This is a genomic window from Lacticaseibacillus zeae DSM 20178 = KCTC 3804 (genome assembly GCF_000260435.1).
Lineage (GTDB): Bacteria > Bacillota > Bacilli > Lactobacillales > Lactobacillaceae > Lacticaseibacillus > Lacticaseibacillus zeae.
The window spans coordinates 1-21,305 of sequence record NZ_BACQ01000018.1; the positions used below are offsets into that span (position 1 = coordinate 1).

At 48.8% G+C, this 21,305-nt stretch carries 20 protein-coding genes and 2 tRNA genes; 6 read left to right on the forward strand and 16 right to left on the reverse strand.

Going from position 1 to position 21,305, the window contains the following annotated elements:
* The 5 genes from glyA to GSO_RS03235 all read right to left on the reverse strand — a co-directional run.
* Positions 1-981, reverse strand: a 981-nt coding sequence (gene glyA / locus GSO_RS03215) for a serine hydroxymethyltransferase (protein ID WP_010488904.1), incomplete at its 3' end; no start/stop codon positions are given.
* A 162-nt stretch (positions 982-1,143) separates the two neighbouring features.
* Positions 1,144-2,166: an L-threonylcarbamoyladenylate synthase gene (locus GSO_RS03220; RefSeq protein ID WP_010488905.1), complete on the reverse strand. Its 1,023-nt coding sequence runs from the start codon at positions 2,164-2,166 to the stop codon at positions 1,144-1,146.
* 81 nt (positions 2,167-2,247) lie between these two features.
* Entirely contained in the window at positions 2,248-3,078 is an 831-nt protein-coding gene (prmC, locus tag GSO_RS03225; protein WP_010488906.1) for a peptide chain release factor N(5)-glutamine methyltransferase, read from the reverse strand.
* A complete protein-coding gene (gene prfA, locus GSO_RS03230; protein WP_010488907.1) occupies positions 3,071-4,150 on the reverse strand; it encodes a peptide chain release factor 1 in 1,080 nt (359 codons plus the stop codon). Before prfA ends, prmC begins: the two co-directional genes overlap by 8 nt.
* A 170-nt stretch (positions 4,151-4,320) precedes the next feature.
* The gene (locus tag GSO_RS03235) at positions 4,321-4,911 is read right to left on the reverse strand and encodes a thymidine kinase (protein WP_010488908.1); all 591 of its coding nucleotides are present in this window, start codon (positions 4,909-4,911) and stop codon (positions 4,321-4,323) included.
* Between the two features lie 127 nt (positions 4,912-5,038).
* Between GSO_RS03235 and GSO_RS03240 the strand changes: the two genes are divergently transcribed.
* Positions 5,039-6,391: a Mur ligase family protein gene (locus GSO_RS03240; protein ID WP_010488909.1), complete on the forward strand. Its 1,353-nt coding sequence runs from the start codon at positions 5,039-5,041 to the stop codon at positions 6,389-6,391.
* Positions 6,392-6,496: 105 nt separating this feature from the next.
* Here the strand turns inward: GSO_RS03240 and GSO_RS03245 are convergent, their stop codons facing one another.
* Positions 6,497-7,510 (reverse strand): serine hydrolase domain-containing protein, encoded by a 1,014-nt coding sequence (locus tag GSO_RS03245; protein WP_010488910.1) that lies wholly within the window; start codon positions 7,508-7,510, stop codon positions 6,497-6,499.
* 35 nt (positions 7,511-7,545) lie between these two features.
* Positions 7,546-8,412, reverse strand: coding sequence for a VOC family protein (locus GSO_RS03250; protein WP_010488912.1), 867 nt, complete (start codon positions 8,410-8,412; stop codon positions 7,546-7,548).
* A gap of 357 nt (positions 8,413-8,769) precedes the next feature.
* On the opposite strand from GSO_RS03250, the gene GSO_RS03255 reads away from it, so the two are divergent.
* Complete coding sequence (locus tag GSO_RS03255) at positions 8,770-9,528, forward strand: flavodoxin family protein (RefSeq protein WP_010488914.1); 759 nt, start codon at positions 8,770-8,772, stop codon at positions 9,526-9,528.
* 124 nt (positions 9,529-9,652) lie between these two features.
* On the opposite strand, the gene GSO_RS03260 is transcribed toward GSO_RS03255, so the two are convergent.
* From GSO_RS03260 to GSO_RS03275, 4 genes are all read right to left on the reverse strand, one after another.
* Positions 9,653-11,539, reverse strand: a complete 1,887-nt coding sequence (locus GSO_RS03260) for an ABC transporter ATP-binding protein (protein ID WP_010488916.1) — start codon at positions 11,537-11,539, stop codon at positions 9,653-9,655.
* The gene (locus GSO_RS03265) at positions 11,539-13,269 is read right to left on the reverse strand and encodes an ABC transporter ATP-binding protein (RefSeq protein WP_010488917.1); all 1,731 of its coding nucleotides are present in this window, start codon (positions 13,267-13,269) and stop codon (positions 11,539-11,541) included. The genes GSO_RS03260 and GSO_RS03265 overlap by 1 nt, the downstream gene beginning before the upstream one ends.
* A gap of 59 nt (positions 13,270-13,328) precedes the next feature.
* Positions 13,329-13,988 (reverse strand): TetR/AcrR family transcriptional regulator, encoded by a 660-nt coding sequence (locus GSO_RS03270; RefSeq protein ID WP_010488920.1) that lies wholly within the window; start codon positions 13,986-13,988, stop codon positions 13,329-13,331.
* 205 nt (positions 13,989-14,193) lie between these two features.
* A complete protein-coding gene (locus GSO_RS03275) occupies positions 14,194-14,910 on the reverse strand; it encodes a histidine phosphatase family protein (RefSeq protein WP_010488921.1) in 717 nt (238 codons plus the stop codon).
* A 148-nt stretch (positions 14,911-15,058) separates the two neighbouring features.
* On the opposite strand from GSO_RS03275, the gene GSO_RS03280 reads away from it, so the two are divergent.
* Positions 15,059-15,394 carry a hypothetical protein gene (locus GSO_RS03280; RefSeq protein WP_010488923.1) on the forward strand — a complete coding sequence of 112 codons (336 nt, stop codon included), beginning with the start codon at positions 15,059-15,061 and terminating at the stop codon, positions 15,392-15,394.
* A complete protein-coding gene (locus tag GSO_RS03285) occupies positions 15,387-15,572 on the forward strand; it encodes a hypothetical protein (protein WP_010488926.1) in 186 nt (61 codons plus the stop codon). The genes GSO_RS03280 and GSO_RS03285 overlap by 8 nt, the downstream gene beginning before the upstream one ends.
* Positions 15,573-15,769: 197 nt before the next feature.
* Here GSO_RS03285 and GSO_RS03290 read toward each other — a convergent pair.
* Positions 15,770-15,840 (reverse strand) — tRNA-Gln (locus GSO_RS03290).
* Positions 15,841-15,966: 126 nt separating this feature from the next.
* Between GSO_RS03290 and GSO_RS03295 the strand changes: the two genes are divergently transcribed.
* A complete protein-coding gene (locus GSO_RS03295; RefSeq protein WP_010488927.1) occupies positions 15,967-17,397 on the forward strand; it encodes a C69 family dipeptidase in 1,431 nt (476 codons plus the stop codon).
* Positions 17,398-17,654: 257 nt separating this feature from the next.
* Positions 17,655-18,848 carry an MDR family MFS transporter gene (locus GSO_RS03300; RefSeq protein ID WP_010488929.1) on the forward strand — a complete coding sequence of 398 codons (1,194 nt, stop codon included), beginning with the start codon at positions 17,655-17,657 and terminating at the stop codon, positions 18,846-18,848.
* An 87-nt stretch (positions 18,849-18,935) separates the two neighbouring features.
* Here GSO_RS03300 and GSO_RS18065 read toward each other — a convergent pair whose 3' ends face one another.
* The 4 genes from GSO_RS18065 to GSO_RS03320 all read right to left on the reverse strand — a co-directional run bounded on the left by GSO_RS18065 (position 18,936) and on the right by GSO_RS03320 (position 21,091).
* Positions 18,936-19,073 (reverse strand): hypothetical protein, encoded by a 138-nt coding sequence (locus tag GSO_RS18065; protein ID WP_010488931.1) that lies wholly within the window; start codon positions 19,071-19,073, stop codon positions 18,936-18,938.
* Positions 19,074-19,360: 287 nt separating this feature from the next.
* Positions 19,361-19,432, reverse strand: a tRNA-Glu gene (locus tag GSO_RS03310).
* 176 nt (positions 19,433-19,608) lie between these two features.
* Complete coding sequence (locus GSO_RS03315; protein ID WP_010488933.1) at positions 19,609-20,076, reverse strand: nucleoside deaminase; 468 nt, start codon at positions 20,074-20,076, stop codon at positions 19,609-19,611.
* Between the two features lie 97 nt (positions 20,077-20,173).
* On the reverse strand, positions 20,174-21,091 hold the full coding sequence (locus GSO_RS03320; protein WP_010488935.1) for a Gfo/Idh/MocA family protein: 918 nt from the start codon (positions 21,089-21,091) through the stop codon (positions 20,174-20,176).
* Between the last annotated feature and the right edge of the window lie 214 nt (positions 21,092-21,305).

Below are 21,305 nucleotides of genomic sequence, written 5' to 3' on the forward strand. Positions count from 1 at the left end.
AACTTGTCGACCGTTGACGCCATAACCTGTGACATCAATTAATACCATGTGATTATCCGAGCCGCCGGAAATCAGCCGTAAATGCGGATCTTCCTCAAAGCCGGCGACCATGGCCTGCATATTATCGAGAATCTGTTGCGTGTATGTCTTGAATTCAGGCTTCAATGCTTCGCCCAGCGCAACAGCTTTAGCGGCAATCACATGATCTAGCGGTCCGCCTTGAATGCCCGGGAACAAAGCGGAATTAATGGCTTTACCATATTCAGCCTTGGCCAGAATCATCCCGCCGCGCGGTCCCCGTAACGTCTTATGCGTCGTCGTCGTCACAACGTCTGAATACGGCACCGGGTTCATATGCACCCCACCGGCAACCAGTCCGGCAATATGCGCCATATCAACCATTAAAAAGGCACCGACATGATCGGCAATTTCGCGGAATTTCTTGAAATCAATCTCGCGACTGTAAGCCGAGGCACCGGCTACAATCAGCCGCGGCTTGATCTGTTCCGCCTGTTCCCGAATCTTGTCATAATCCAAGCGTTCGGTTTTGGCATCCAACCCGTAATGGTAAAAATGGTACTCCTGACCGCTAAAGCTAACCGGACTCCCATGGGTGAGATGGCCGCCATCGGTCAGATCCATCGCCAAGACTTTATCGCCGTCTTCCAAAAAGGCGCGATAAGCTGCCATATTGGCCTGTGATCCGGAATGCGGCTGTACATTCGCAAACTCTGCCCCAAAAAGTTTTTTTGCTCGATCAATGGCCAGCTGTTCGGTCACGTCTATGTATTGATTACCGCCATAATACCGATGGCCGGGATAGCCTTCGGAATACTTGTTGGTCAAAACCGACCCTTGAGCAGCGCGAACTGCCGGTGAAACAATGTTCTCCGAGGCAATGAGTTCGATATTATGCTCCTGACGCTCTTCTTCATGATGAATTGCGCCGAAGACTTCTGGGTCTTGTGCCATGAAATCCATGTCTCCACTCTCCGCTTGAATGCATTCATTCCTATTACCCAACAAAAAACCCGACCCATTGCAATCGTGTACGCCGTGAAAGCCTAATGTACAAGGCTTAACGCCACGAATCCAAATAAGGCCAACTGACACTCACTGGTCAGTTGGCCTTATTATAGCAAATCAAAACGAATCTGTAGGCATATTTGGTTGATAGTGGACATTACCAGCAGATTTAAGCAGGCGATTCATGTAAGCCATGCTTAATTCACTATGGGAAAACGCCTGCGCCAACACAAGTGTGACATCCGGATGAAGATCGAACCAACGCAACCCGGCAAACAAGTCATGGGTCGCACTTTTAATGTCCTGCCCCAACGAATAACCAGGCACCGCCGAGAATTTAGCAAGAATCGGATCAGTCGCCAAAATACCAAAAGTCTGTCCGGTCTTTTTGGCCCATTCGACCGCTTCGGGAAACTGGCCCGGATCATCGACAACCACCACTTGAGCAGATGGCGCATAGTGTTTATATTTCATCCCTGGTGCTTTGGGCGCTTCATTTTTGCCGACGTGATGAATCGCTGAATCGACCGGCCCTAAAATCGGCTCCAACTCGTCAGGACCAATTGCACCCGGGCGCAGAATTGCTGGTGGCGTGACAGTTAGATCGACAATGGTGGACTCAACACCGACCCGGGTTGGCCCGTCATCGAGCACGCCGGCGATTTTGCCTGACAAATCATGCAGCACATGATCCGCTGTGGTCGGGCTGGGTTTGCCAGAAGTATTGGCTGACGGGCCAACAATCGGAACGCCGGCAGTTGCAATCAACTTCCGCGTCAAGGCGTTATCCGGATTGCGGAAAGCCGCCGTCTGCAAGCCCCCTGTCACCTTCATGGACAAGCGCCCAGGCAAAATATTCAGAATCATCGTCAACGGCCCCGGCCAAAAAGTCGCCATTAGTTTAGCTGCTGCAGGGGTAATCGTCGCATATTGCCCGACCATCGCCGCATCCGCCACCGTCACAATTAGTGGATTATCTGAAGGCCGGCCCTTGGCTGCATAGACTTTGCCCACCGCATCCACATTGGTCGCGTCAGCACCCAGGCCATACACTGTTTCAGTGGGAAACGCGACTAACTCGCCGCGCTTTAAAGCAGCGGCGGCTTCCGGGATATCAGATTCATGATAACGTTTTGACAAATTCTTCTGCCTCCATATTTTGTCTGTTGCTGTGTAACGCCAAAAGAACGGGTTTCACTCCGAATCCTTATCGGCAAACGCCTAAAATTGCAGCTTGGCCATGCGCGGGTGACCGGCCATATCCTGCCGAAAAGTCACTTGCGCTTGGGGTACTTTTTCCGCAAATAACTTCTGTAGTGCCGGTTGTTGCCGGTAACCGAATTCTAAATAAGCGGCTCCGTGGTCATTCAAATGTGCTGGCAATGCCTCGATAAACCGTTCAAAAAGTGCTAGCCCATGATGATCGGCAAACAAGGCCAACTTAGGCTCATAACGCAAGGTACTTTGGTCCATCACCGGCGTTTCTTCGGGTGCGATATATGGCAAGTTGGTGACCACAAAATCAAACCGGCCCGGCAAATGACTAAATAAATCACTCGTCACGAATTGGGCCTGCACGTGTTGTGACTGGGCATTCTGCTCGGCAACTGCCAGCGCTGCTTCGGACACGTCACTTAGCGTCATCGTGACTTGTGGCAGCTGGCGAGCCAAGGTAATGCCGATCGCGCCGCTGCCGGTTCCCAAATCCAAACCGGTTCGGGCGGCGGTCTGCTCTTTTGCGACCCAGTCAACCAGCTCTTCTGTTTCAAATCGCGGAATCAAAACTGCCGGCGTTACTTTGAATATCGCACCAAAAAACGGCGCCACACCGGTGATATATTGCGCCGGCTCAAATTTTGCTAGGCGGGCAACATCTGCTTGGAATTGCTGCCATGACGCATCGGGCATCACGTCTTGCCGATGTAAAATCAATTGACTTGGCGTCCAGTTTGCCCGATTCATCATGACATACCGCGCCCCATCAGGATCAACATGGTGTTCCGTCAATAACAAAGACGCCCATTTGAGCGCCTCAGCGTATGTTTTAGACATTAAGCGATTCCATCTTCTGGGCCTGATCATGGACGATCAACGCATCGATAATTTCGTCAAGATCGCCATTCATGATGCGATCCAATTTATTAAGGGTCAAGCCGATCCGATGATCCGTTACTCGGTTTTGCGGATAATTGTAAGTGCGGATGCGCTCGGAACGATCACCAGTGCCAATGGCATTTTTACGCGTCTGATCGTATTTTTCCTGATTTTGGGTTTCGTAGTAATCGTAGACCCGTGAGCGCAGAATCTGTAACGCTCGAGCCCGGTTTTCCTGCTGGCTGCGTTCGTCCTGCATCGACACGACAATCCCGGTTGGAATGTGGGTCATCCGCACCGCCGAACTGGTTTTATTGACATGCTGACCACCGGCACCTGACGAGCGGTAAACATCTGTCCGAATATCTTTAGGATCAATTTTCAGATCCACTTCATCATATTCAGGCATCACCCCAACGGTTGCCGTGCTGGTGTGAACTCGACCGGCGCTTTCAGTCACGGGCACCCGCTGCACTCGATGCGCGCCGTTTTCATACTTCAGCTTGGAATAAACATTGTCACCGGTAATCATGACGACGACTTCTTTGTAGCCACCCACTTCAGTCGGCGTTGAATCAATGATTTCCGCTTTCCACCCCTGGCGCTCGGCGTAATGCATGTACATATTCAACAAGTCACCGGCAAAAAGGCTGGCCTCATCGCCACCGGCAGCTCCACGGATTTCCATGATGATGTTCTTATCATCGTTAGGATCCTTAGGCAGCATCAATACCTTGATCTTATCTTCAAGATCGGCTTTTTGCTTTTGCAGATCGTCAAGGTCTTCTTTAGCTAGCGCTTCCATGTCCTCGTCTTTACTCTCGCGAAGCACTTCTTCGCTTTCCTTGATGTCGGACAAAACCTGCTTGTACTTTTTATAGGCAGCCACGACATCCCGCATTCCGCCTTCTTCTTTCGACAAAGCCAGATACCGCTTCGTGTCGCTAATAACCTCGGGATCCGACATTAATTCTTCTAATTCATCATAACGATCCAAAAGACCGTCCAGTTGTTCAAAAATCTTATCCATAAAAGTCCTCCTGAGCGTGAACTGGCGCGGTTAGAAGTCGGAGTGTAAGTGGCCTTGGGTGTGATGGCGGTGGTCTTGGCCATTGCGACCAAGGCCCTTACACGCAGACTTCTGCGCCGGTAAACGCGTTATAGCTGAGCGTGAACTGGCGCAACGCCAGCAACTACTCACTAATCCTGATGCTCAATCTTATCTAACGGCGGGTGGAAATAATGATGCCGGCAAACCGGGTAATATGACTCGTTACCGCCAATCAACACTTGCTCGCCTTCATAAACCGGCTTTCCGTCATGAATCCGCAAATTCATAATGGCCTTTTTGGCGCAAAACCAGCAAATCGTTTTCATTTCTTCAATTTTATCTGCATACAGCAGCAGGTATTTAGACCCTTCAAATAACTCATTGCGAAAGTCATTCTTTAAGCCAAATGCCATCACCGGAATATGCAATTCATCGACAACCCGCGCAGCTTCGAAAATATGATGCTTTTGTAAAAACTGGGCTTCGTCAATCAGTACACACGCCGCGTGCGGATCAGTTTCTCTGATTGTTTCAAACAAGTCGGTTTCATGCTTAACCGGAATAGCTGTCCGTTCAAACCCGATGCGACTGGCAATCATGCCAACGCCGGCCCGATCATCCAAGGCGCTGGTCATCAGAATCACCCGTTTATTTTGTTCCTCATAATTATGCGCGACTTTCAGGATTTCAATACTTTTACCTGAGTTCATCGCACCGTATCGAAAGAAAAGCTGGGCCATGTGCCGCCTCCATCTAAAATCTCACAGCTCACAGTATAACGGATTTTTTTCGCAAAGAACACCGTGACTGCCGGTTTGCTTGTCGTTTATGCTAAAATAGTCCCATTAAGTTGAGAGGAAGAACGCCGTGGCATTTTCAGCAAAAGCCAGCCTGGCAACTGCCATTGGTCGCAGCAGCTACTGGTTCTTACACACATTTTTAAAAGGCGGGTCAAGCCTCCCCGGCAAACTCGCCAATAAAATCGATCCGCGCGTTTTGCAGGCGCTAGGTCGTGACTATGATGTCATCGTGGTGACCGGTACCAATGGGAAAACCCTGACGACGAGCTTAATCGTTAAAGTGCTCAAGCAAAAATATCAGGAAGTTTTGACCAATCCCACCGGCTCGAACATGCTGCAGGGCATCACCACAGCTTTCTTGGCGCAACCCAAACACGGGCATGACCGGGGCATCGCGGTTCTGGAAGTGGACGAGGCTAACGTTGCCCCGGTAGCTGCCCAGTTAAAGCCGAAAGCTTTTGTACTGACCAATATCTTCCGTGACCAGATGGATCGTTATGGTGAATTCTACACGACCTATCAGAAGATTCTGGACGGCGTCACCCTTGATCCTAAAGCTGTGGTGCTTGCTAACGGGGATGCGCCGATCTTCAGTTCCCGTAAGTTGCCGAATCCAGTTCATTATTACGGCTTTACGTTGACTGACGAAGGCGATCACAAAGCCCCGCCGAATACGGATGGCGTTTTGTGCCCGGTCTGTCAACATATCTTACATTACCACGCCATCACTTACGCTAACCTCGGCAATTATTTCTGTCCTAACTGCGGCTTCAAACGGCCACAACTGAAGTATCAGGTGAACACCGTGACCAAAATGACGCCGCAAAGCAGTGATTTCGTCATCGACGGCCAACCTTGCCATATTGATATCGGCGGTACGTATAACATATACAACGCCTTGGCCGCTTTCGCTGTTGGTCGGACTTTTGGCGTCAGTCCTGAACAAATCAGCCAAGCTTTCGCCTATGACGAGAAAGTTTTCGGCCGCCAAGAAGTCATTCAACTCGGCGATAAAAAATTAACCTTGATTTTGGTCAAAAATCCCGTCGGCTTGAATCAGGTGCTCAGCATGATCGAAACGGCGAAGCAGCCTTTTGGGTTTGCCATGCTGCTGAATGCCAATTATGCAGATGGTATCGATACCAGCTGGATTTGGGATGGTAACTTCGAAGATTTTGTTGCCAGCAAAAAAGCCGCGACATATCTGGTCGGCGGTGAGCGCTACAAAGATATTGCATTACGGCTCACAGTCGCAGGCGTTCCGGAAGACAAGCTCATGACTCAACCGGACCTTAGCAACGTCATCACGGAGTTGCAAAAAATGCCCCAGCAACAACTTTACGTTTTGTCAACTTACACCGCAATGTTACAGCTGCGCAAGAAGTTGAGCGAAGGCGGTTTTATTAAGGCTGGATTTTAAGTTGAGCCTATAAACGCCATCGTTGTATCAAAAAACAGGACCTGACTATCAAAGGTCCTGTTTTTTTGCTGCTTTGCCACGATTGGCCAGTCATTCTTCCTTCGTTCAGGACTCGGCTGTCCCTGTATCTGGCTGATCCGCCAAAAAACGTTGCACAAATTGGTCGCGTTTGCCCAGAAACTCGCGATTAGGCTGCGGGTGGACGCGGTTTGTCAACACGATCAGTGCCAGTTGACTTTGCGGCTGAATGAGCCAGAAAGTACCGGTATAGCCCGTATGGTACAGCCACAGCCGTCCCTTGCCATCACGCCGAAGATCCCAGCCAAGACTGCGACCGAGCTGATGGGCCGTCCAATCACGGGTTAGCTGCTGGGCGTGATCAGGCCATGCCGATGCCTGCTTTTGCCCAAAGAAGTATTGCGTGAACATCTCCAAGTCGGCTAGACTCGCAAACAGGCCGGCCGCCCCGCTATGACGTCCCAAGACGGCACTTTTGGGATCGTGCACGACCCCGCGTCGCAAGCCGACAACCGGGTCGTAAGTGGTTGGCACACACTGTTTCGAATCCGGCTGAAACGTTGCTTTAGGCAAACCAAGCGGACGTAGAACCTGTTGCGTGATAAGCGTTTGAATCGGCTGGTGATAGATCTGTTCCAAGGCCCATCCGACCAGCAACAAATTCACATCCCGATAAACGACTTTAGCATCGACTTCATCTGTGACGGCCAATTGCGTCATGAGGGCACGTTTCAACACTGGTGCCGGCAAGTCATCACGGTGCGGAATATATCCTTCCAGTCCAGACGTATGCGTCAATGCCTGCCGAAATGTGGTGGCGTGCGGAAACGCCGGCAAGAACCGTTTCAACGGCATCTCCGGCGCAACCAGTTTTTGATCCCAAGCCTGTAAAAAAACGGTGGTGGTGCCGATAACCTTCGTCAGGGACGCGACGTCGTAAAGCATCCCCGGCCGCAACGGCGCTGGCGTGGGCTGCCATTGCGCATCGCCGCTCACCTGGTTTTGCACATCTTTTCCCTTCATAAGCGCCACACTAAATCCGGGGATGATACGCCCAGTCACCCACGTCTGCAGCTCCGCCGTGATCGCTTGAAAATTCATCCTGGCCTTCTTCCCGACGCCGAGTCACAACCATACTACGCCACGCGGAACCACAGCGTGAGCCGATTAGGACCGGCAATCATCAAAAATTGATTCTCATGATGATAATCGTAGTCCGTTAGCCCGGCTGCATCAAGGTTCATCAAGATATTTTCCATCGCCATTTTGTCCGGCAAAATAAAGCTCACATAATCCAAACCATACATATCAGGTGTCGGCAATAATAACGTCGCTTCTAACCGCAAATTTATGCCGATGTGATGGCGATAATCACCGGCGGCCAAAAAGACTTCGCCGGTATTCGGACTAGGCTTTTCCCGAAAACCGAGTCCATCTTCCAGATAGTGACTGGTGCTGGCCAAGTCCGCCACCCGAAACTGAACGTAACCAATGGTCGTCCCGGAAGGCAATCGATCATAATCCCGCGCCGCATGTTTACCGATTTCAGCCGGATCGATGGCTTCCTCGGTCTCATCTTCCCAGTTGTACTGTCGTTCCTCTTGATACTGCTCAATCGCGCGATCAATCGTAAACGCAACGCCATTGCCTTCTGGATCCTTAGCCAAAAAGCCTTGCTGATAGCCAGTTTGAAAAGCCTTTGTCACTGGCTGATCCTGTTTCACGATTCGATACGCGGCCCCCAGTGCCCCCGGATTTGGCAGCAAAATCGCAAAATGATCCAATCCCGTCACCGGTTTCTGCGGTGAGAGTCCCTTAATTTGATGTAAAACGACTAAAACCTGTTGATTAAGGCGGGTTCCCAAATAAATCGTATCGCCATTTTGACGCAATAAATCTAATCGGGCGACCTGCTGGTACCATTGGCTCACCTTGGCCAAGTTAGCAACTTTAAGTGCAATAAAATCCACACGCGTTTCTTCTGGCAATGCAATCCCTGCCATGTTCATCCGCTCCTTGTCTGTTTAAGCCCCGATTGAGTTCCAGCTTCCCAATTCGGCCTGTTGCCAACAGCATAATGAGTCGACTCATTTTTTGCCAACAAAAAGCTTGTGATTTCAAACAATGGCGGTTATGACTAATAAATGCGCTTGCCAAGTCTTGTTATCTTTCTTACAGTTGTAGATAGTGGGGTTGTATTTTAAAGACAGTGTTCACACTCCACTTTAACGCGCTCACCGGCGCAGAAGCCTGCGTGTAAGAACCTTGGTCGCAATGGTCAAAGACCGACCATCACGCCCAAGGCCACTTACACTCCGGCTTCTACCCGCGCCGGTTCACGCTCGGGAGGTTTGTTTTACATGAAAATATTAGGTGTTTACGGTGGACAGGATGCCGATGGGTTGACGGCGAGTTTGGTTAAAGCCGTCTTATCCGGCGTGACTGCGCCTGCCACCACTGAATTTGTTGATTTAAATCAATACCAGATTCGGCCAGATGTTTCTGATCAGGCCAATCCGACACTGGACGAACTTGAAGCCAAGCTAAAGAGCGCCGATGTGTGGGTTTTAGGCACCCCAACTTACTTCGGTACGGTCGCCGGTCAGTTCAAGCAACTGCTCGACTGCATGCGTCATCGGATGACGCGCATGACTAAGGAAGGCGATACGCTGCCCGGCATTTTCAAGGATAAGCATTATGTCAGTGTGACCAGCTGCTTTGCCACTGCTCTGGACAACACGTTCACCCATCAAACCGACGCGACTTTGGTGGCAATTGACAAGGCGATGACGGCGGCTGGTGTCCATAAGATTGCCGAATTGGTGCTCCCGCATACTTGGGGCATGACGACTTTGCCCGAAGCCAAAATCAATCAGGCGCACGCGCTGGGCGCGAAACTCGCGACTTTTAAAAAGAAGGATGATGAGACTTTGAAACGTTACATATTACTATTTGGCATGATTGCGGTCATGGCCTTGGCCACCATGGGCATTCAGCAAGTCTTACCAGGAGTAGCAACTAATTTTTGGTGGCGCTATGTCAGCTTTGTCGTGATCTTCTTCGTTCTACTCGCTTGCTTACTGCATTATGCGACCTTCATGCGTCACAAGCGGCGTTAATCAGCACAGCCACGATTATGTACAAAAATAGCCTCAGGGAGATCATGTTCGTCTCTCTGAGGCTATTTTTTAATCGTAGCCAGTTAAACTTTAGCTTGCAACACAATCACGATTCCTAAGAAAACTAAATCGCAACGTTGCCGCTGAATTGGCTGTTGTACAAGTCTGCATAGAAACCATTCTTCGCCATCAATTCGTCGTGGTTGCCGGTTTCAACAATCGAGCCATGATTCATCACAATAATATTGTCTGCGTCACGAATGGTGGATAGCCGATGGGCAACAACGAAACTGGTTCGGTCGGTCAGCAAGCGATTCATCGCGTGTTGAATATGAATTTCGGTTCGCGTATCGACAGAACTCGTTGCCTCGTCCAGAATCAGAATTTCCGGATCTGCGACAAATGTCCGGGCAATCGTCAGCAATTGCCGCTGTCCTTGAGAAATGTTGGAGGCTTCTTCATTCAAAATCGTATTGTACCCATCCGGCAACTGGCGCACAAAATTATCAACATGCGCTGCTTTGGCTGCGGCAAGCACTTCATCATCTGTAGCGTCTTCGCGGCCGTATTTCAGATTATCCCAAATCGTGCCGGTAAACAGCCAAGTATCCTGAAGCACCATCGCAAAATGCGACCGAACATCTTCCCGCTTCATATCTCGGGTATCCGTTCCATTCAGCCGGATTGAACCGCCGCTGATATCGTAGAAGCGCTCCAGCAAGTTGATAATGGTCGTTTTCCCGGCACCGGTTGGCCCGACAATTGCCACCATCTGGCCAGGCTTCACTTGCAGATTATAATCTTTCAGTAACAGCGTATCTGGCGTATACCCAAATTGAACATGATCCATGACCAATTTGTTCGGATCGTTCGGCACTGCCGGCACACCGGATGGATTGTCCTGCATGTCCTCTTCGTCTAACACAGCGAAAATCCGTTCTGCACTGGCAATGGTGGACTGAATCGTATTCGCCAAATTAGCCAGTTGTGAGATTGGCTGAGAGAACTGCTGCATATATTGCAAGAAGGCTTGGACATTCCCTAAGGTAATTGTCCCGTTGGAAACTTCGATCCCGCCCATGATCGCAACGAAAACGTAACCAATGTTATTAAGGAAAATCATCAAAGGCATGATGATGCCGGAAACAAACTGGGCTTTCCATGCAGCGTCATAAAACGCCTGGTTTTGGCCTTCAAAATCCCGAACCTCATCATCTTCGCGGTTGAAGCTCTTAATAATGACTTGGCCACCGTAAGTTTCTTCAACTTGGTTGTTCAATAACCCCAGTGCCTTCTGCTGAGCAGCAAAGAAACGCTGTGACTTCGGAGCAACGATGCCGACAACAATTAACCCAAGCGGAATTGTCACCAGTGCGATCAAGGTCAATTTCCAGGAAATGGTGAGCATCATCCAGATGGTTCCGACAAACATGACGGCACTCGTAACCATCTGTGTGAGACTCTGTTGCAAAGTCGATGCGATATTATCCATATCGTTGATCGCCCGCGACATAATGTCCCCATTGCTGTGGGTATCATAATACTTGATCGGAACGGTTTTCATCTTGTATTTCAGATCTTTTCGCAGCTGGTAAACCGTGTTCTGCGAAATTCGGGTCATGATGAACTGCTGCAAGAAGCTGAATAAGGCGCTGCCCAGATAAAGAATCAACACTATCAGAATAATGTGCTTGATCTTGTCAAAATCAATCGGGTAACTACCGACCGCTATCCCGGCTTTTTGCTCCGCCTGGCCCTTCATGACACCTTTAAAGATTTCGGTCGTTGCTTCACCTAAAATCTTCGGCGTACGAATCTGAAAAACCGTTGAGGCAATGGCTAGGATCAGCACGGCGATAATACCGATCAGCCGGTTACGCATATACCCAAATAGCCGCCCGGTCGTTTTCCAGAAGTTTTTCGGCTTTTCAACGAGACCGGCTCGACCACCCGGCCTCATTCGTGGACCGGATGATGGCCGCTTGGTTGCGGATTTTTGATTGTCTGCCATTATTTCTCGTCTCCTTCCCGAATCTGTGACTTGATAATTTCCTGATAAGTTGGGTTGGAGGCTTTCAACTCAGCGTGGGTGCCTCTACCGACCATTTTGCCTTCGTCCAAGACAACAATCGTGTCCGCATCGGCGACCGTGGAAACCCGCTGGCCAACAATCACAACGACTTTAGTTTGAATTTTCTTGTCAGCCTTCAATGCTGCCCGTAAATTGGCATCAGTTTTGAAATCCAAAGCTGAAAATGAATCATCAAAGACATAGATCGACGCATCCTTCACCAAAGCACGCGCAATGGCCAATCGCTGACGCTGCCCGCCGGAGAAGTTACCGCCGCCTTGTTCAACTTGATAATCCAGACCTTCAGGATTGCTTTCGATGAAATCACGTGCCTGGGCAATATCTAGCGCGTGCCAGATATCGTCATCCGTCGCGTTTTCATTTCCGTATTTCATATTGTCACGAACGGTTCCGGTAAATAGATTGGCTTTTTGCGGCACAAACGCGACCGCTTCGTGCAGCTTCTTCAAGTCGACATTTTTAACATCTTCGCCGTCAACCCGGACTGCGCCTTTTTCAGCATCGTAAAAGCGTGGGATGAGGTTGACCATTGTGGTTTTACCGCTCCCGGTACCGCCGATAATCGCCAGCGTCTGGCCACCTTTAACATGAACGTCGATATCGCGTAACGCCGGTTCTTCAGCGTGATGATAGCGAAATTGGACATGGTCGAATGCTAAGTCAGGGGTTGCTGTATCCAACGTCTTCGGTGATGCCGGTGTGGTGATTCGGCTTTCCTGGGCCAAAACATCATTCAGACGGGCCGCTGAAGCCTGCGCCCGGGGAATGAAAACAAAGATCATGGACAGCATCATGAAGCTCATTAGAATCTGCATCGCATAAGTCATAAACGCGATCAGGTTCCCGGTTTCCAATGCCTGCTGGGCAATTAAATTACCGCCCCACCAAGTAATCCCGATATTCGTACCGCTCATAATCAACGTCATCACAGGGAAAACCGCAGCAATAATCGAGAAGACTTTGACTGCATTATGCGTATAGTCCTGGTTGACGCCTTCAAACCGATTCTGCTCAAAATCATCCTGCCGAAAAGCCCGAATAACCCGCACACCGGTGAGTCCTTCACGGAACACCAGATTAATATTATCGGTTTTCTTCTGCATTGCCTTAAACAGCGGCACCGCAAAATACATGATGATCAGCAAGAAAAACGCCAACAGCGGCAAGCTGATCAGGAAAACCATGGTCAGGGTGTGACTCTTTTGGTAGGCAAGGAAACTGGCACCAATTAACATAATCGGCGCCATAATCATCATCCGCAAGATCATCATCCAAACATTTTGGATCTGCGTCACGTCATTGGTCGTTCGCGTAATCAGTGAACTCGTCCCCACCTTATCCATTTCATCATGGGAATAGTTAATGACTTTTCGATAAATGTCCGACCGTAACTTTTGGCCCAGCTTTTGCGAGGTGTGAGACGCCAAAAAAACGTTCCCGACACTAGCGAGAATGCTGAGAAAAGCAAACAAAATCATTTTCATACCGGTTGCCCAGATGTAATCAATGTCACCCTTGGCAACCCCGTTGTTAACGATATCGGCGGTCAGATTCGGTAAATATAAATTGCTCATTACCTGAACAATCATGAACAAAATAGCGCCAATAACGGCGATGCCAGACATGCGCTTTTTTGCAAGCTTAAGCATAATTTCCTCCTAACAGATGCTTTTCGGACCCATACAGGCAGTCCGGTGTTTTACGTTTCCTAGTGATGGTTGCGATCATCACTGGCAACGCCAAATTGCAACCAGTCAAGAAGCTGATCGCTGCGTCGTTTGAGTTCAGCGACCGTAATCGGCTTACCTTCAGCCTGGTTTGAATAATAATAGGCGATCGTCTGCATGAACATACCGACAATCTGACGAATCAGTAAACTGACCTCATCATCTGTCTGAATACGAAGCCGACTGCGATCAATGCTGGTCAATAAGAAATCATGGATTTCCTGATGACCATGAGGTGGCTTTAGAAACGGCGTCTTAGATCCGGCCATTTTGGCGGCGCTATGAAAATCCATGTGTAAGAAAACGTTCCGATACAAAGCCGCATGCGGCCCATGTGCCAGCGCCGTGATGGTTTTGCCGAAAAACTCCGACATGGCAGGAAACAGATCGCCATGATGCTTCGTCATGACCTGTTGCAAAATCAAAACAGTCCGTTGCCGCACGGTTTCCAATAAATAAAAATACAGATCCGCCTTGTCATCGAAATATTGATAGTAACTACCGCGTGGAATGCCGGCATGCTTAATAATATTACTAATACTGGTTTCATTAAATGGTGCGCGGGCAAATTCTTGATACGCCGCGTCCATCAACCGCTGTTTTTTTGCTTCCGGCAAGCGGAAGAATGTTGCTTTCGGCATGGCGACCCCCTTTCTACTCCGAGTCCCTTAGCCCGGCTGGCTGCTGCTCGGTTATGACAATCCGTCATATGACAAGGTGTCATTATAGACGGAGCCGCGCAAAAAAGCAATCAAAAAACGATAATTTCAGTCAAAGGTCCGAAATTACCGTTTCGCCTTACATTTTAAATCAGACCGGAATCAAAATCGTCCAGCAAACTTGACGTCATTTCGTTTCATTTTTAGCGGCATCATCAGTTTCCGGCTCATCATGGCGCAAGGCCAAAATGTCCTGTTCCCGGGTCAGATTAACGCCGCGAACCCGCATTTTCTGATTCACAATATCAATTCGCGTCACGCTGGTATTTTTCAACAAGCTGAATGGCAACTGATCAGGTGCCAGCTGATAAATCAAAGCACTTAAAAGCAAGCCGTGCGAGACAACCAAAATATCGCTGTCATCCGGACTCTGGGCATCCACCTGTTCAAAAGCTTGGCGAGAGCGCGCTAACAAATCGGGGAAATCTTCCGCTTGATGTGTCGGATCAGCGTTGCGAATCGACCGGACTAATCCCGGAAAACGTTTTGATCCGACCCAAGCCCGCCACGCCGTTGTCAGCCCATATCGACGAATCGTCCGCGCCATAATGGCATTGCCCGGATCACCTTCTAAACCGCCAAAATAATATTCGCGCAAGGCGGACAACGCCACTAACGGCGGCTTAGGTTCATGCCCGGCAAGAATCCGTTTGGCCGTTTCCAACGTCCGCGTTCGATCACTTGAAAAGGCTTTGGCAAACGGCACCGGCTGCAATAACTCACCCAACCGATCGGCTGCATCTTGCCCTTTTGCAGTCAAATTTGCATTCGTAATCCCTTGCAATAGCCGCGCCGCGTTCATCGGCGTTTCACCATGTCTGACTAAATATAGCCTTTTGGTCATTTTGATACTCCTATAAATTTGCGTCATTGTTGTTTCAAGCCGATCCATCGCCAGATATTTCGTCAGTTTTTAAAATGGACCGGCTCACGTACCATCTTCATCCATGTTATCATGAAAAGCGTAAGCATCTTTGAATGGAGGCCCTTTTTTGATTGACGCAGCCATCATGATCCTGGCATATGCCCACGACCATCCGCAAAGTTATCACGTCCGCCAAGTCACATATCAAAACGTCGCTAGCATTCTGCTCGACGACCGCGTGATCTTTCCTAGTCAACAACTCTTCTTCCCGCCGAATCGGTTACGGGTCATCCGGTTGCCGGAACACTTTTCCTTCAACAACCCTGAGCTTAGTGCTTGGCTATTGAGTCTACTACCTGAATTAGGCGAAGACGTTGAAACCCCGTCCACTAACCAGATGTGGATGACCACAAGCCATCTGACAAAGGCTAAGCGCCTGCTGATTGAGGTATCCTTTGAATAGCGCCGTCAAAGCCGTCTTTACCCGCGGATTACGCGCGGTGTTGATGGCTTTCTTCTTATTCATCGCCAGGGCGTTTCTAACCTGGCCATGGCTAGCTTTTATGATTGCGGCTTTTTTAATCTATGCTTGCATTTGCTTTGCTTATGCGGGCTTTTTGGCATGGACACAGCGGCTTTGAGCGTTTGGTTAGTAATAATACTTGAACCATCGCCATCACGCACTCACCGGCTCCTAACAGCATTGGCAGAAGCATAAGCGTGCCTCAAGCATCCCGCAATTTTCTGGAATGAATCCTTGTTTGCGGTAAACGAAAAAAACAGAAACCTTTTTATCAAGGCTTCTGTTTTTTTCGATAAGCTATCGTCGTATCCAAGATTGGGTAGATAGGGATCGAACCTATGATTATGGATTCAGAGTCCACTGCGTTACCACTTCGCTACTACCCAGTAACTTAACAACGAGTAATATCTTAAAAAAGATTTGCGCGGTTGTCAACGACTTTTTTTACGGAGGTGCAAAAAAACTGATTCTGTCGTAAACTGTTACCAATACTTAAGAAGTGAGGCGCAAGAATGAAAATTGAATCTGCATGCACTTCGATTCTGGTTGGTAAGAAGGCCAGTATCGACGGTTCAACGATGATCGCTCGTAACGATGATACGTTTAGTCCCCTGACACCGCAACGTTTCTATATGCACGCTGGATGGAAAGGCGAAAAATCATTACACGTCAAGTCACCGCTTAATGGGTTTGAAGCGGACTTGCCGGAAAATGGTTATCGCTATAATGCCGTTCCCAATGTCGAAAACGATAAGCTCGGCGATTACGAAGAAAGTGGTATCAACGAGCGCAATGTCGCAATGTCCGCAACTGAAAGTACGTACGGTAACGAACGGGCGTTGGGCTTCGATCCGCTTGTCAAAGACGGCCTTGATGAAGATCTGATCGTCAACATGGTGCTGCCATTCATCGAATCCGCGCGCCATGGCGTTGAATACCTCGGCCAGCTGATCAAACAATACGGTTCGCCTGCAGGTAATTCCGTTCTTTTCTCCGATAAAGACAGTGTCTGGTACATGGAAATCGTCACCGGCCATCACTGGGTCGCTCAGCGTATCCCGGACGATGCTTATGCCATTGCGGCCAATCAAGTTGCCATTCAGCAGGTCGACTTCGAAGACACCGACAATTTTGCTTGGAGCGAAGGCATTCAGGAATTTGTTGAAGCGCATCATCTCAATACTGACAAAGAAGGCTGGAACTTCCGCCACATTTTCGGCACCATGAACGAAAAAGACCGTCACTACAACACGCCGCGGGTTTGGTACGGTCACAAGCTGCTCAATCCGGAAATCGAGGCAGATCCTGAGTCAGCCGACTTACCGTTCATCATGCGGACTGACCATCTGATCACTCGTGAAGATATTGCCCAGATTCTTGGCAGCCACTACAACGAGACGCCATTTGATCCTTATGGCCACGGCGCTGATGCTGACCGCTTCCGTTATCGCCCGATCGGCTTGAACCGCACCCAGAATTCCCACATCCTGCAACTGCGCAGTGACGTTCAGGAAGGCTTGGCTGCGATCATGTGGCTGGCAATCGGCATGCCATCCTTCAGTCCATATGTACCGTTTTACTGCAACGCCAATGACACGGATCCTAGCTACTCGAAAACGCCGAAAACCTTTGATCTTGATGCAGACTCCGCTTATTGGCTGCATCGCTTGCTCGACGTGTTGGTAGAAGCGCATTACACCCAGTTCATTCAGGCTGATCGCGATTATCTGACGGCACTCAACCGTGATTATCGTGAAATGCTTCAGTCCTTTGACGAAGGCGCCAAAGAATTGGGTGCCAAAGAATTGACCCAGTATCTAACCGAAGCCAACTATAAAATCGTTGCCCACACTAAGGCAGCGACTAAGGCGTTAATTAACGATTATGTCATGGAAAGTCTGAAGTTATCAAAGCTCACCTTCAACATGGACAAGAATCTTTAGTCACGTTTTTTAAGCAAAATAAGTACCACGCATTCAATGAATTTCGAATCCGTCAATTAGAAAACATTCTTGCCGTTTTTGTGCGCGAGGATGTTTTTTTATCGTTTCATATTGGCTATTTTCTCTGTTGGTGCAAAAACGCTACTTTTCGTAAAAACGCAATTGACCCCATGCCAAGGCTTGACGTACCATGACATTATTGCGTTATTGCCAAATTCGGCAGTGGCTGTAATTAATCAGGTAAGGAGGCAATGTTGATGGCGCACGAAATCAGGCTACGCTGGCTGCTTACAGGAGCACTGTTAAGTAGCATTGGGATGAGCTTCATCTGGCCACTAACCAGTATTTATCTACATAATCGTCTCGGCATCTCGTTAACGGTCATCGGGATTGTCTTGTTGCTGAACTCACTGGGTAGCGTCATCGGCAGCATTGTTGGCGGACGGCTGTACGATCAGGGAGATCCATACCGGTTAACCCTTTTTGGCGTCGGCCTCACCGGACTTGTACTCATTGGCCTGACTGTTTGGCATGGTTGGCCTGCCTACTGCATCTGGCTTACCTTACTCGGTATCGGATCCGGCTGGAACATCACCATGGTCAACTCGCTGGGAACCAGTTTGCGCTCAAAAGACGGTCGCTACGTTTTTACCATGTTATATTTCGCCCAAAATGTCGGCGTTGTAATCGGAACGGCGCTGGTCGGTTTTGTTTATGATATCAGCGTAACCTTACTGTTCTTAATTGCCGTCATTTTATATTCATTATTCTTCACAGTCGTGCTCACAAAGTTTCGGCCAGCTGCAAAAATACCCCAAGCCCAGCCAAAAGAAGTTACCGCAACAGCAGAGAAGCCATCTTTACCCGCAGCAAACAAATTGATGCTGACGACTTTCTTCTTTGCACTACTGGTTTTTTGGTTGATGTACCAACAATGGTCCTCAAACTTGTCGGTATATATGACAAGCCTCGGCATCCCGCTGCGCAACTACAGCTTCTTATGGACGCTCAACGCTGCGCTAATTGTGGTCATTCAACTCTTTTTGAATTGGTTCAATGAACATGTGAATGGGATCCGCATTATTTACCAAATCCTGTTTGGCCTTGTCATGGTCGCCATATCCTTCCTCATCCTCATCACTGCGCGGACATATAGCTTCTTTGTCATCGCCATGATTGCGCTAACCACCGGCGAAGCCACCGCCTCCCCTGCGATTCCCGCCTTGGTCAATGATCTGACACCCCGCGCCATCAAAGGCCGTTATCAAGGCTTCGTAAACTCCTGGGGATCCGTTGGCCGGGCACTCGGGCCGCTTTTTGGTGGCCTTGTCATTGACTGGCTCAGCTACCGCAGTCTTTTCATCATCGCAGCCATCGGCGTCTTCACCTTAGTCGCTATTCTCCTCTCTATCTGGCTAAAAACTCGCCACGACTTGGTTCGCTATCAGTAAGGTTCTAATTTTCAGTACCGACTACAAAAAAAGCCCCCATCCGCACCATTGGCAGTTAAGTTCATGCCAACGACGGATGGAGTTTTATTATGCGGCCTTGTTTGTCGCTTTTAAATTATGAATGGCTTGTTCAATCGTTCGACCAGTCCCAAAATGATTCTGGTCATGCGCATCAATCGCCACAAACAACTGGTTTTTAGTATCGAGTTGAATTCGATATTGCATGATGCCGTCGCCTCCATTTACAATCGTTTGGTTCTGCGTGATATGCAAGAACCCTACATTGTTTATGATAAAACAGTTGTCAAGGAGATGTCGTCTTCTCATCGCTATCATTTACTCTGTAACGCTAAATCAAGTTCAGAGGTCTCCATGAGCAAGCATTGGATTAGCAGAAGGCAGTGTCTGTGCCGAAAAAGCATCGCGACTTTTGCTACCAAATAAAAAAGAACCCCCAAACGCCGTTATAAAGGCATTTTGAGGGTTCCGTTTTATCTGGTTGCTTCTATTTCTCACCCGTACGGGATTCGAACCCGTGTTTCCGCGCTGAGAACGCGGCGTCTTAACCCCTTGACCAACGGGCAATGAGTGGCGCTTTATCGTACCCAAACTATTCTACAGGAAACCTTGGAAAAGTCAACTGTATTTTGGCCAGTATGTATTTTGGCCAGTACAAAGCCATTTGTCGACCAACACAAAGCCATCCGTAGCCTGGTACATCGTTCGCGCCGCATCTTCAAATAAATGGCATCACTCGCAACTAATACAATTTCTTTTGGGCTGTTTGATACGCTTTAAAGGCACCAATTGTCATGTCCCGATCATGTTGGCTCAATGTAAGCATCTTCCCTTTCAGGCCATCGTTAATGAAGTTATAGATGGCCGCGTCCCGAAATCCGATCGCTGCAGCATCATCCGCCGTGTTGCCATAATAAACCTGTTTGATATTGGCCCAGATGATCGCACTAAGACACATCGGACAAGGCATCGCCGAAGTATAAAGCTCGCAACCGGACAGATCATGAGTTCCCAGCGCTTGCCCAGCTTTTCTGATGGCAGTAATTTCACCGTGTGCAGTCGGATCATGGTCGACCAAAACCTTATTATGAGCGCGACTCACGATCTTCCCATCCTTGACGATGACACACCCAAAAGGACCGCCATCTGATCCATTAACATTGGCACGCGCTTCTTCATTGGCAATTTCCATAAACGATTTTTGATACATATATCTTGTTTCCCCCATGACAAACTAAGTAGAGTGGACACCTGCTAGTTTGCTCTATTTTAAAAGTCTCTCAGCTAGCAATCCATGAAAATAGCGATCATTCTTGAATCTGATTAACCAGATCTGCGACAACTGCATGTGCCAACTGACTGGTCGCAGGCGATGCCGGATTCTTGCCGTCAGGATCGGCCACGGCCTGTACGAAAGCCTGAACCATTGAAGCGAAGCCACGTGTCTCCAGCATTGGCTGCCAGTTCGGGGCAAAGGTCTGTGAAGCACCACCACGACCGTAAACAACTAGCTGATCCAAATTCTGCACTCTTTGGACACCGCTTGGAGCTGCCACTTGTGCTTCTTCAAGATTGGTGCCAGCCTGCAAGTCGATGCCGGCCTCCCCGCGAATGCCAGGGGCTGTGAAGGTCACGCTTGCCTGTTGAAGTTGACCATCTGAAGTTGTATGCAACGCATATCGCGTGTTTGGTTTTTCAGGATAACCTGCCAACATAAGCGCTGTGTCCACTGGATGAATGAAGAGATCCCACAAGGCGTGTTTTGTGTCATCAAGTGCGTCAATTCTGTTCTTATCCACGCGCACACCGGTTTTATCTGCTACTTGAGCCAGATCCTGAATCATCGGGGCAAACCGACGATTAAACCCGACCGTCAACATCACGTGCTGGGATTCGGCCAAGTCATAAAGTTCATTAACCTGTCCCATGTCAGTTGCCAACGGCTTATCGACAAAAACATGAATACCTTTTTCCAAAAAATGTTTGACATATTGATAGTGAGTTTCTGTTGGCGTATGAATCATGACGGCATCAAGCTGCTTTGCGTCTAACGCTTCCAACGAATTTCCCGCCGCAGCCAGTCCATACTGCTTTGATAGTTGTTGTAATTTATCTTCATCGCGGGTGCTCAACAGCCATTGCACCTGATCTTGCATTTGAGCATAAACCGGTAGATATGCTTTTCGGGCAATTGAGCCCAAGCCCATGACACCAATCGTTAACATAACTTCACCTGTTCTTTCATTGATATGGATACTCTCACACTAGCACAGGCCTCTTCAAGGGTAAAGATAAGCATTTATTAGGATTTTTATATTGGCTATCTTCTAAGTTTTCTGTATAACCCTCATGATGTCTTTAGACTTTTTAATCATACAGCTCTGAAATACGATTGTCCGCACGAAAGTCAGCATGTAGAAGCCTCTGTCGCAATGGTCG